Source organism: Streptomyces sp. NPDC043870 (assembly GCF_056435785.1).
In genome coordinates this window covers 207,129-218,789 of the sequence record NZ_JBWKDT010000010.1, presented here as the reverse complement: position 1 = coordinate 218,789, position 11,661 = coordinate 207,129, and the positions used below count along the sequence as shown (strand labels likewise).

Annotated in this window: 11 protein-coding genes; 4 read left to right on the top strand and 7 right to left on the bottom strand. The window is 65.9% G+C overall.

Annotation, left to right across the window (positions count from 1 at the left end):
• Nucleotides 1-16 precede the first annotated feature (16 nt).
• The 4 genes from AC0699_RS16055 (at nucleotide 17) to AC0699_RS16040 (ending at nucleotide 4,072) form a co-directional block, all read left to right on the top strand.
• Complete coding sequence (locus tag AC0699_RS16055) at nucleotides 17-601, top strand: hypothetical protein (protein ID WP_478660275.1); 585 nt, start codon at nucleotides 17-19, stop codon at nucleotides 599-601.
• 62 nt (nucleotides 602-663) lie between these two features.
• Nucleotides 664-1,170 (top strand): hypothetical protein, encoded by a 507-nt coding sequence (locus AC0699_RS16050; protein WP_478660273.1) that lies wholly within the window; start codon nucleotides 664-666, stop codon nucleotides 1,168-1,170.
• A 2-nt stretch (nucleotides 1,171-1,172) separates the two neighbouring features.
• The gene (locus tag AC0699_RS16045) at nucleotides 1,173-3,461 is read left to right on the top strand and encodes a hypothetical protein (protein WP_478660271.1); all 2,289 of its coding nucleotides are present in this window, start codon (nucleotides 1,173-1,175) and stop codon (nucleotides 3,459-3,461) included.
• Complete coding sequence (locus tag AC0699_RS16040) at nucleotides 3,458-4,072, top strand: hypothetical protein (protein ID WP_478660269.1); 615 nt, start codon at nucleotides 3,458-3,460, stop codon at nucleotides 4,070-4,072. Before AC0699_RS16045 ends, AC0699_RS16040 begins: the two co-directional genes overlap by 4 nt.
• A gap of 161 nt (nucleotides 4,073-4,233) precedes the next feature.
• Here the strand turns inward: AC0699_RS16040 and AC0699_RS16035 are convergent, their stop codons facing one another.
• The 7 genes from AC0699_RS16035 to eccB all read right to left on the bottom strand — a co-directional run bounded on the left by AC0699_RS16035 (nucleotide 4,234) and on the right by eccB (nucleotide 11,557).
• Nucleotides 4,234-4,536, bottom strand: a complete 303-nt coding sequence (locus AC0699_RS16035; RefSeq protein ID WP_478660267.1) for a WXG100 family type VII secretion target — start codon at nucleotides 4,534-4,536, stop codon at nucleotides 4,234-4,236.
• 67 nt (nucleotides 4,537-4,603) lie between these two features.
• The gene (locus AC0699_RS16030; protein WP_478660265.1) at nucleotides 4,604-4,957 is read right to left on the bottom strand and encodes a WXG100 family type VII secretion target; all 354 of its coding nucleotides are present in this window, start codon (nucleotides 4,955-4,957) and stop codon (nucleotides 4,604-4,606) included.
• 119 nt (nucleotides 4,958-5,076) lie between these two features.
• Nucleotides 5,077-6,321: a S8 family serine peptidase gene (locus tag AC0699_RS16025; RefSeq protein ID WP_478660263.1), complete on the bottom strand. Its 1,245-nt coding sequence runs from the start codon at nucleotides 6,319-6,321 to the stop codon at nucleotides 5,077-5,079.
• A gap of 24 nt (nucleotides 6,322-6,345) precedes the next feature.
• On the bottom strand, nucleotides 6,346-8,064 hold the full coding sequence (locus AC0699_RS16020; RefSeq protein ID WP_478660260.1) for a hypothetical protein: 1,719 nt from the start codon (nucleotides 8,062-8,064) through the stop codon (nucleotides 6,346-6,348).
• A 6-nt stretch (nucleotides 8,065-8,070) separates the two neighbouring features.
• Entirely contained in the window at nucleotides 8,071-8,457 is a 387-nt protein-coding gene (locus AC0699_RS16015; protein WP_478660258.1) for a hypothetical protein, read from the bottom strand.
• A gap of 347 nt (nucleotides 8,458-8,804) precedes the next feature.
• Nucleotides 8,805-10,025, bottom strand: coding sequence for a type VII secretion-associated serine protease mycosin (mycP, locus tag AC0699_RS16010; protein WP_478660256.1), 1,221 nt, complete (start codon nucleotides 10,023-10,025; stop codon nucleotides 8,805-8,807).
• A gap of 14 nt (nucleotides 10,026-10,039) precedes the next feature.
• A complete protein-coding gene (gene eccB, locus AC0699_RS16005) occupies nucleotides 10,040-11,557 on the bottom strand; it encodes a type VII secretion protein EccB (RefSeq protein WP_478660254.1) in 1,518 nt (505 codons plus the stop codon).
• Nucleotides 11,558-11,661: the final 104 nt, after the last annotated feature.

The window sequence follows — 11,661 nt, the reverse complement described above, 5'->3', positions numbered from 1 at the left end:
GAGAAGGAACAGGAACATGACCGGCTTTGCGATCTTCATGGCGATCTTCGGCCTGGGGTTCATCGCGCTCGGTCTCGCCAATCACCGGGCGATCTGGTGGCGGTTCCAGGCGCACCGGCACACCGAACCTGCGTCTGCCGAGCCTTCCGATGCAGGGTTCTTCGTCCAGCGGCTGCTGTGTTTCGCCGTGGCCGGCCTCGCGTTCTGGGGTTCTTGGTCCAGCTTTCAGCTCAGCGCGTACGGCCGACCCGACCGTGCGGATCAGGCGGAAGTGCTGGAACGAACCCACGCCGTGGCCGAGTGGATGGACGGATCGACGAGGATCTCGGTGCTGACCTCGGATGACGGCTCCTGGATCGAGCTCATGGATCCACAGCTCAGGGGACCGGAGAGGGACGACCCGACGGCCCTGCTGGTGTGGCGTTCGGGCGAGCTGAATCCGAATGGCAACGTGGAGCACTACGAGGTGAGCAGTTCGGACGGCACCACGTGCCTGAAGGTGACGGCCAAGCCGTCGCCCGAGCAGCCCGGTCCGGAAGGCATGGATCCGAGCTACTTCGACCTGCGCGCCGACGCCTCGGAGGGCCCCTGCACGAAGTGAGCACAGGAACCGCAAACGCTTCCTCTTGAAGTGCCAGGTGAAGAACCGGAAAGGTGTGGCAGATGGCGTGGGACGAGTGGGAACAGCTCAAGACGCAGGCGGCCGGCCGTCAATCGGAGCAGATGCAGCTGAACCAGGTGCCCGCCGAGGGCGGGGGAGGCGGCGGCACCTACGGCGACCTCACGGCTTCCGAGACCGATCTCGCGAAGATCGGCAACAACGCGTTCAAGCTGTTCAACCGGTTGTGGGACGAGGCGCGTGTGGCCGGCCCCAGCAGCTCCAAGGCCGCTGAGGATCTCAAGACCCAGGGCTTCGAACTCGGGGCAGGGCTTGCCCACGTGGCCAAGCGCTGGGACGAGCAGCTCGGCTCCCTCCGGGACGCCTGCTCCCACATCTCGAACCACATGCGGGTGACCAAGAAGATCCACAAGGACGACGAGCACTACATCACCGGGCAGCTGAGCAGCATCGCCACGCTGGACAGCGGCTTCGACGAACGCGTCGGGGAGCCAGGCGCGAAGAACCCGATCTACGGCGAGAAGAAGAAGGACGAGAAGGACAAGGACTAGTCATGGATCTTGAAACCCTTCGCTTCGCGAAGTTCGGCCTTCTCGACGAAGCCATCACCGACTGGACGACCCTGATCAGCAAGCTGGCAAGCCTGAAGGAGGACGCCAACGACGGTCTCCGCGTACAGGCGAACAACGCGAACTGGAGCGGCGAGAACCAGAAGATCTCCAAGCAGTTCATCGGCAGAACGGCCGGTGAGTTCGCCGACGCGCACACCCAGGCCACGTCGATACGCAACATCCTGAGGGACACCTGCAGCGAGCTGAAGGACTACCAGACCAAGCTCATCGACGCGATCGAGCGCGGGCTCAAGAAGAACCTGACCGTCGTCTCCACGGCCGGCGGCGGCTTCACGGTCACCATGAACATCCATCCCGACCGCGCCGCGAAGGGAACGAGCGTCCCCAGTCACACGGAGACGGACGTGACGGCCCTGCGGGACGAGGTACAGAAGCTCCTGGACGGCGCGACCCAGAGCGACAGCTCCGCGACCAAGGTCCTCAAGGCGCTCGTCGACCAGAGCAAGCTCGGCTTCTCCGACGCCAACTACGCGAACCGCGACGCGGCCGCTGACGCGCTCAAGGAGGCCGACGACCTGGCGAAGCTCGCGAAGAAGAAGCCCGAGGACCTCACCGTCAAGGAATTCGACCGACTGAGCGCCGGTCTCAAGAAGTACGCCAACGACGACCTCTTCGCCGAGCGGTTCGCCACGAACCTGGGCGGCAAGGGAACGCTGGATTTCTGGGCCGACCTCAACAAGCCCATGGTCAATCCGGAGCTCATGCACGAACGGCGTGAGCAGATGGACGACCTCCAGAAGAGTCTGAGCCTGACACTGGCAACCGCCAGCCAGAGCGACACGGCCGCCATGGAGACGTGGAAGCGAGACGTCGTCGCGTTCGCCGACAAGCCGCTGGAGAAGAACGGCGGAATGCCTTTCGGCGGTCAGGTCATGAGCAACCTGATGCGGTGGGGCGACTACGACGACAAGTTCCTGAACGAGTACGGCAACAAGCTCGTCGCGGCGGAGAAGAAGCTCACCAACAACGGCGCCCATGTCGCCTGGCAGCCCCTCGGCATGGATCCGCAGCTGAACCACACGGGAACCGACTCCGGCTGGGACCCGATGACCGGCTACTTCAAGGCTCTCGCCAACAGCCCGGCCGCGGCCACCGAGTTCTTCGGCGACACGTTCGTCACGAAGGACGAGGACCACGACTTCAAGGTGGAAGACAAGGACGAGAAGCGGTCTCTCAGCAACTTCGAGTACTTCTTCGAAGAGCGTGACTGGCCCCAGGACTACGACAAGGACCGCGAGGAGAGCATCGCGGGGCGGAACAACTTGGCGATGGCGCTGGAGGCCGCGACCACCGGTCACCCAGCGGGCGAGATGCCGACGGACGACCTGCCGCCGCACTCGGAAGCGCAGGCCAAGCTGATGTCGGAGATCGTCAACTCGGTCGAGGACGACCCCAAGCGGCTCACTGACCACGCCCACATGTCCGACAGCATGGGGCAGATCGCCTCGGAGTACCTGCCCGACATCAACCGTGCGCTCGCGGACGACCCGCACGGGAATACCGACCTGCTCTTCCCTCTGGCGGGCGCCCAAGCCGAACTCGAACACAAGGACGTCTCGGCCTTCCTCGTCACCGTGGGGCAGAGTCCCGATGGATACGCGGCCATCGAAGTAGGTCAGAAGGCTTACATGGCCGATCTCATGGACTACCACCTCAACCCGGACCTGCCGACCGACCAGCGCTACCCACACTCAGCTCAGGAGACGATCGAGGCAATCACCCGCCGTTCCGGAGAGGTGAGCGGAACGCTGTCCATCGGCATGCAGGAAGCCGTCCTGGGTCCGGCCGCCAAGGAGGCGAAGGAGTTCTCCGACTCGGTCGCGCAGCAGAAGAACGCGTGGTCCGGGGCTATCGGAACCGGCATCGGCGTCGGCGTGAGCTACATCGCCACACCGATAGGCGGTGCTGTCGCCAGCGGTGTCGCAAGTACCGTCAGCGGCATGGTCCTCGAGCACATCTTCCAGCAGTCCGAGACCGATGTGCTGACCGAGGCCAGCAAGGAGGCAGGCGGTCTGTGGGAGAAGGGCAAGGAGCTGAGCGCGGATCACGGCCAGATGGCAGCCATCAACGCGGCCAAGGCCCATGGGCTTCCCGATCCGGACAAGGCGGCGGACTGGGCTCTGAAGGGGCGCGACGACGGTTTCTCGGACGCCGCCGCGAACGTCAGGCACATGGCAGACCACCTGACCACGGAGGTTCCCGCAGAATGACACCTGCCAGCACACCCAACGCCCCCGGCCAGGTGGCGGCATATGCGGACCCGGCTCCGAGGCGGAGATCAGCGCGGCGGCTCTCTGCACTCGTTGTGGCCGCCCAGCTCGCACTGGTTCTCACCGCCTGCTCGGAAACGGAGGAGAAGCGGTCCTTCGCCGTGCCGGCGGACCTCTGCGGAACACCGATGCCGACCGCCTCGCTGGACGCGGTACTGCCCAAGAGTGGCAAGACCCTGAAGGCGGACGCGCGAACGCGGGAGGTGGGCCGCACCCACTGCGAGGTTGTCATCGACGACAAGCTCGTTCTCAGTGCCTTCTCGGAGTGGAAGCGAGATGCCTCCGTGACGACGGTGGCCCGCAGCAACCCGTACATCGACCTCGACGAGCACACCAGCGAGGACGGGACGTACGCATGGAGCAACCAGGGCGGGGTCCGTCTCATCCAGTGCCCGGTAGCGGCCAAAGACCATCCCGACATGAACCAACTCTTCGTCAGAGTCCTCATCTACGACAAGAAGTTCTCGGACGCCGACGCGGCCAGGGAGCTGCTACTCGCCTACGCGAAGTCCGTCACCGACTCGACGGACTGCAAAGGGCCCGCGTCATGAGACTGGCCCGCGACCTTCGCAACTGAGTGAACAGCAGAGACCCCGGGAGCCGCCTGTGCGGCTCCCGGGGTCAGTCGCATCGGGACGGACGAAGGGTGGGCACCCCTCGCGCGTGCCCACCCCTGATCGGTGCCCCGAGTCGCCGCCCGCAGCCGGAAGGCTCAGGCGAAGTAGCTGGCGGCCTTCTTGTCGCCACCCATGTAGTCGCCGCCCGCGTTCGCAACGACCTGGCCGATCTGCATGAGGGCGCGGTGGATGTCCGCAGCTTCCTTGTCCCACTTCAGCTGCTCCTGGACGTAGGCGCTGTGCGCCTCGCCCTCCCAGCCGGCGGCAACAGTGGCCATGGCCGTCTTGATCTCCCGCAGGTCCTCCTCGAGCCTCTTGGCCTGGTTGCCGAGCGTGGTCGCCGCAATGTCAAGGCCGTCGTACTTGACGACGAGGTCGTCTCCCGAGTTCATGCCCATGATTCCCTCATCTCACCTGTAGTTGTCACTCGGCTTCCGCAGCCGAGATCGAGTGCGCCCAGTGGTTCTAGAGGCCGGCAATGCCCGACTTGGGAGCGGCGTTCGTGCCGACACCGAGGTCGACGTTGATGGCCTGCACGGCAGCGCGGACGTCGTCCTCCGTACCGTCCTTGATCTTCCTCGAGGCGCTCAGCGCTTCGAGGAACTTCGCAAGGATCGTACCGAGACCCCTCATGGAGGTGTTGATCTCCTGCTGCTTCGCGTTGAAGGCCCCGGCACCGATGCCCTTCCACTGGCCCTCGAGGCTGTCGATCGTGCCCTGAATCTGCTGGAGCTGACCCTTGATCGAGTTGAACTTCTCGAAGAGCTGCTTCTCGAGCTGGATGACTTGCTGGTCTGAAAGCCGCTGGCCCTGTGACACGGTTGCGTTTCCTTTCTGGACTACTGTTGTGACTGGATGCGTTGTGTCTCACCAGATAGCGAGGTGAAGCACAATGAGACGGGAAGGCCTGAACGTGCTTCTGCAGCCCGGCCGTTCGGTCAGGCGGTTCGCCGCCGACGGAGTACGGCGAAGGCCGCTCCGGCGAGTACCACGACGACTGCGGCTCCGCCGAGGATCAGGCCCAACTGGCTGTCGTCCTCGCTCTTCTTGCTGGAGCCTGCCACGACTGCGTCGGAGCCGGGCTTGCCCTTGGAGGGCTGTGACGAAGCTGGTGCAGACGGGGCGGGTGAGGCGGCGGAGCCGCCCCCTGTCTTCTCGTTGGTCAGGGGGCTGATGTCGGGAGCGCCCGGCTTGCCGAGGCCACGGGTTATGTGGGCGTTGGGACGGACGACTCCGTGGCCGTAGTACTCACTAAGAGTGGTCTTGTTGCCGTCCGTTCCGCGACCCGCGCTCTCGAACATGACACGGAGGACCTGGTTTGCGGTCCAGTCCGGGTGCGCGGACCAGATCAAGGCGGCGGAGGCGGAGGCGAGGGCGGTGGCTGCGCTGGTGCCATTGCCACCGTCGCAGTAGCGAGTGAAGTTGGAGTCGCACCAGTACGGGATATCGCTACCCGGAGCCGCAAGGTCCACGAAGTCTCCGTGCTGGGAGTAGTCAGCGACCTGTCCCTCACGGTCAGTGGCACCGACACCGACAACTTCGTTGTATTTGGCGGGATATGTAGGCACGTTGCCCTTCTTGGCAGTGTTACCTACAGACGCGAAGACCAGTTTTCCCTTGCTCTGCGCGTACTTCACGGCCTCCCGCAGCCGCGGATCCCCAAACTCGTTACCGATGGCAACGCTGATGATACGTGCGTCACTGTCCGCAGCGGCCCTCATTGCAACCGAATCATCCCACTCGTTCACCTTCAAATCTTTGGGGAACGACTTAGTCGCGACGCGCATAGGAATGATCTTGGCGCCGGGCGCCAACCCACGCAGGCCGCCGCCCTGCCCCGTACCAGCGATCAATTCGGCCATGGTCGTGCCATGACCCTCGTAGTCGTCAGTAGCCTCACCGGGTGCATCCGTGGCATCAAGTCCCTTGAGAACCTGACCCTTCAGGGACGGCGTGGATGGATTCACACCTGTGTCAATGACAGCGACCTTGATGCCCTCGCCGGTGGCCCTCTTCCAGGTGTCCTCGGCATGCATGGCGTCCAGGTACCACTGCTTCGACTGCACGTCTGCCGCAGTGGCGGTTGGCGCCGCGCCGATAGTCCACGCACCGACCAGGGCCAGCGCGCATGCGAGACCGCGCCAAGCGGGCCTCCTCCATGCACGGCTCGTTCCTGCTGTCATCCCGACTTCCGAACCTTCCCTGTGCTAGTCGATCACTGGCGGTACAGCACCGCGTCGTCGCGCGGTCCACGTCTCCTCGTCCTCGGTCAGGTAGTCGGGACGCGTAGAACCGTTGCGCTCCTCCTCCTGTTCACGGGACTGCTGCTTGCCGGCTCTGGAGCCGGGAGCACTTCCGGTGGTCAGCCGCGCAGTCTGAGCCCCGTTGCGAGGGGTGCCGACAACTCCGTTGACGCTCGGCGTGCCCCTCCCGGCGGGGCGTTGCGCCGCGTTGCCCGCGTTTGCCCCGATCACTCCAGACTGACTGGGTCTCGCTACAGAGGCGCGCCCCTGAGTGCCCCCTTCAGCGCCGATCACAGTTCCGCGAGGGATTCGCGACCCCGTGGAGCCCGTTGTGGAACGCTGCGGCGTGCCTCCGACGATGGGCTCCGTACGACCGGCACGCGGTCCACCTGTTGTACTCGGAGGCGTACGTCCGAATGCCTGCTGGCCCGGCGTGCCGGGCCGACCGACCATAGGGCTCTGACTGGTCGGACCTCCAGCTCGCCCTGTGGCAGGGCCGGACGTCATGGGTCCCGAGGGCCTGCCTACCGGGCTCTGCCTGCCGGACGCGGTGGAGTCGCCCCCGAAGCGTCCCGCCCCGGTGGTGCGTCCAGTTGCCGTCGGGTTATTGGGACCGCCGCCTCTGGGAACGCCCTTGGTGCCTATTGCCCGGGGCGATTCCCCGCGCACGCGGCTCGGCAGCCCCGGCATGGGCGGAACCAAGGGGTTCGTAGGGCCGGATGGGCCAGTGGTTGGCGGGGCCGTCGGTGCAGGGCCGGGCGCTGTGGGGGGAGCAGGCGGTGCCTTGACGCTGTCGATCTCCATCGACGTGTTGCGGTCCGGCACAAGCGGGTTGCCAAGGGATTCCGCCCCAGGAGTACCCTTCGCGGCAATCGCCTCTGCCTGCTGACGCCCCGCGGGACCGACAGCGACCCCTGCAGCATCAGACCTCGAAGCGCTTGTGCCGGACTCCCCGTCTCGTGTCGAGTCTCCCCTCGGCGGCGGCACCCCCGCTTCCAGCGCCTTGGGAAACTGCGGTGGCTCCTGCGCAGCCAGGGACTCCTGCGACACCGCGTAGAACGACGCCAGACGGTTCATCTGGTTGATCGCCTCTTGGCGGTGCTCCTCCGCTTTCACCGCTTGGGCGTACTCGGGATTGTCGTCCCGGCGCTCCGGCAGCGGGAAGTCCTCCACCTTCTTCTGGACCAGTCGGCCGTCCCGTGGAGGCTTCGAGTTACGCACAGAGGTAAGGCCCTCGCTGGCGACCTTCATCTGCTGACCGACGGCGTTTGCGAAGGTGCCGAGTCCGAAGGCGTAACTGACGAGTTCGCTGCCGTACCGCGAGAACTCGGTGGCCGATTCGCCCTTCCACTCGGTGTCTCGGATGTGCTGGGCGAGCTCCTCCGCTGCCTTGTTGAGAGAATCCTTCGCGCCGACGAGCGCAGTACCCGCGTTCTCCAGATCCGACGGGTTCGAGTTCTCCAGAAGGTCGAGCATGGCGTTGAGCTGAGCGCCCTCGAAGCTTGTCTTGCCGAAGAGGCTTCCCGAGCTGCCGAAACCGATGTCGTCCATCATCGCCGAGACGCGCTGGTAGGCGTCGGTGGCGCTGAACCTCGTCTCGATCAGCGCTGAATCAGCCGTTTGCCGCTTCGTTGCCTCGGCCGCCAACTGGTCCGGGGTCAGCGGCTTCTTCTCTTCACTCATCGACAATCACCCCATGTCCTGCGGAGTGGCAGTGTCCTGATCCTTGGGCTGACCATGCTTCTCGCCATGCCCCTTCTCGCGCTTCTCCCACGCCTCGCGCTCCTCGTCCAAACGAGACTGGATCTGGTGGAAGCGGGCCCGCTTGTCCTCTTCCAGGTTGTCGAAGCCGACATCCGCCGCGTGCACGCCAATGGTCAGCAGCTCGATTTGATCGCCCAGCGACTTCGAGAGATTGACGAGCGCCGTGTGGACCCGGTTGTACTGGCTGAAGAAGCCGTCCGCCTCCGCGAAGGGCATGTTGGCGCCGCTGAAGGAGCCGCGCGAAATCCTCTGCTCGGCGACCGTCTTACTGCCACCGGCTCCGCCCTCCAGCTCGCCCAGAAGTTCGTTCACACGCTTCTGGAAAGTCTTCAGTGCGCCTACGCCGCGAACGAGGTCACCAGAACCCCTCGCGCCGCCCCCGCCACCGTCCGCTGGCAGCATTACGACCGATCCTCCCCGTTTGCAGCCATCACAGAAAATTCACACACTGCGACCATGGGTCATGATGACTCATCATTTACTCATACCCACAGGCCACTGTAGCCACAGGGTCTGACAGGCCCAAGTGAGTTGCCTGTCACCCGACTTCCAGAAATGGACGACTGGTCCGACCACTCGTTCGACAACTGGTCGACGATCAGCTGAACCTATGCGGTTGCAATCACCGCCGCATCCGTACATCTACTCATCTCCCCCGCTCAGACCCTCCGCCCCCGCCGCCGCGCATCCCGTACCGTCACCGCGCCGCCGGCGATCGCGGCGACCAGGACCGCGCCGCCCACCACGACGTACGTCGCGAGGCGGGCGTTGCGTTCATCCGCGGTTTCGCCGAGGTGGAGCTTGGCCGGGGTCGGGGCCTCGGCGCGGGTGACGCCCTCGTGGGCGACGGGCTTCTCGAGCGGCTTGTCGTCCTCGGTCAGGGCACGGACCGGGTCGACGACTCCCCAGCCCACGAGCCGGTCGTGGCCCGCGATGGAGCGTTCCGCGGTCTGCTGGATCTGGGCGACGATCTGCTCCTGCGTCCAGTCCTTGTGCTTGCTCTTGATGAGCGCGGCGATGGCCGCGACGTACGGGGCCGAGAAGCTGGTGCCGTTGTCGGCGCAGTGGCCGCCGCCGGGGACCGTGGAGATCATGTCCACGCCCGGGGCCGCGATGCCGACGAAGTCGCCGGACTGGGAGAACGCCGCGCGTTCGTTGTTGCGGTCGGAGGAGGCAACGGCCAGGACGCCTTCGTACGAAGCCGGGTAGGTCTTCTTGACATTGCCGCCCAGGCCGTCGTTGCCCGCGGAGGCGACAACGACGATGTTTTGGTCCAGGGCCTTGTCGATGGCCTGCTTCAGCAGAGGAGTGGGCACCACGGCGTTGGCCGTGTCCTGGGAGATGTTGATGACACCGGCTTTCTCCGCCACCGCATGGTTGATGGCGTCGGCCAGGGTCTCCGCCGTGCCGTGGCCCTCGGCGTCGTTCTGTTTGACGGGGATGATCGTGGCATCGGGGGCGAGGCCGACGAACCCGGTGCCCTTGGCGGGGCGGGCGGCGATGATGCCGGCGACCTTGGTGCCGTGGCCCACGGTGTCCGTGGTGCCGCTCTCGTTGCCGCGCTCGATCTCCTGGCCCTTCTTGTCCTTCTTGGGCAGGAGGTTCTTGCCGCTCTTCACGTCCACGGCAGCAGTCAGCTGCGGATTCTTGACATCCACGCCCGTGTCGATGACGGCGACCCGCACCCCCTTGCCGGTGGACTGCTTCCACAACTCGTCCAGCAGCACGCGCTGCAGCGCCCAGGGGCGGCCCTCGTACTTCTTGCTGGGGAAGGTGCACTGCGTGGTCGTGTCCGCCACCGCAGGGGCGGCCGGCACGCCGAGGAAGGCGAGCGTGAGGGCCGCCATGGCGGCCGGCATGCGCCGGTGCGTGTAGGTCATGTCAGGCTCAGTCCTCACGAACCCTGCGGCAGGCTCGCGGCGCTGGTGGACAGGCGGGGGCCGGTGGGCAGGAGGGTGGACCAGGCGGCGGGCACCGGTACGGGTTCGACGTCCTTGTATCCGAGCCTGTTCTGGGCCTGCCGCGCCTCCTGCACCCGGGCCTCCTTCTCCTTCTTCGAGCCGGAGGAGCCGATGCCGGATTCGTCCGTCGCGCTGTCGCCGTTGGACTGCATGGCGTAGCGCAGTCCGGTGTCGGTGACCAGGAAGAGAAAGCCCGTGTCGGTCCGGGAGCCCTTGAACTGACGGAACAACTGTCCGGACCCCGGAGTGACGTAGGCACTGCTCGATCCGGTGGGCAGGGTCGCGGGGAAGTCGGTGCCCGCCCAGGTGCTGAGGGTGGTCGAGCCGTCCTCGTCCACCTCGCGCAGGACGTTGCACACGGTGTTGCGGCTTCCCTCCCCCGTGCCCGCCGAGTTGACGGGCGTCGGGGCGTGCACCGGCCACTTCTTGTCCTGGCCGAACGCCTCACCGGGCTGAAAGGTCGCGGCGCTGACGGCCTTCGCACGTCCGTCCTGGCCCAGGTCGATCAGGTCCCGGCTGTTGAGGAGGAGCTTCGCCGTGAAGTCGGTAATGGGGGCGACCCGGCCGCGCAGGACGACGTACTGCTGGTTCTTCATGCCGTCGGTGGCGGTGAGGACCATGCCCACCTTGTTCACGTCGTCCGGCAGCTTGCCGGGGACACCGGCGTCCTGGCCCGCGCCGGGAATCGTGGGGAACGCAATCTTGTCGCCCTTGTGGAGGGTGTCGAGCCACGCGGGGGACACGCGCTGGGCCGCCCGGCCGAGGCCCACGATCTGGCGCAGCAGCAGTTCGTCGTTCTCGACGGGGTATGCGGTGCCGTCGGCGTCGACGACGTAGCGGGTCTTGTCGGCCTCCACGTACATCAGCTCGCCGCCGCGCAGCCGGTTCGCTCCCTCGGTCTTCTTCTCCTCACGCTCGGCGAGGACGAAGGCGGCTTTCTGGATGGCCCTGCCGCCCTCACCCGGCCGTTCACAGACGGCCCAGCGCTTGGCGACTCCGGCGTCCTTGGCATCGGGCAGCCGGTCGGGGGCGTACGGGATGCCGAGGGTGGCACCGTGCGGGATCTTGCCGCTGTCGAGCACGGACTCGTCGACGTTGATGACCTTGCCCTTGTCGGCGTTGAGCAGGAGCTTCGCCGACGACATGTTGAGGACCGGGTGGAGCTGTGTCTTGTTGCCGGTCTTCAACACGACATAGCGAGTGGTCGACTTGCTGGCGATGATGACGTTCTCACCGGGCCTGTCCCAGTCCCGCGGAGCCACCGGTTTGAACATGCCCCACGCGCCGAAGACCGCGAGGACCACCACGGCGACGATGGCTCCGGGCACCACCGCACGCAGCGGACGAGGCGCCCCCTCCTCCGAGCCGGTCGTGTTCGGCTGTACGAACTGCGCGACCAGTCTCCGCTTCGCGAAGGTGTATGCGTTGAGTTCGTCCCGACGTGATGCCATCTGTCCGCTGTCCCTCTCCCCGCTGAGCGACCAGGTTGCCACACCCTCGTCATGGGACCCGTCGCCGTGCCGCCCCTACTATGCCTGGTGACGCCTGCTCCCCA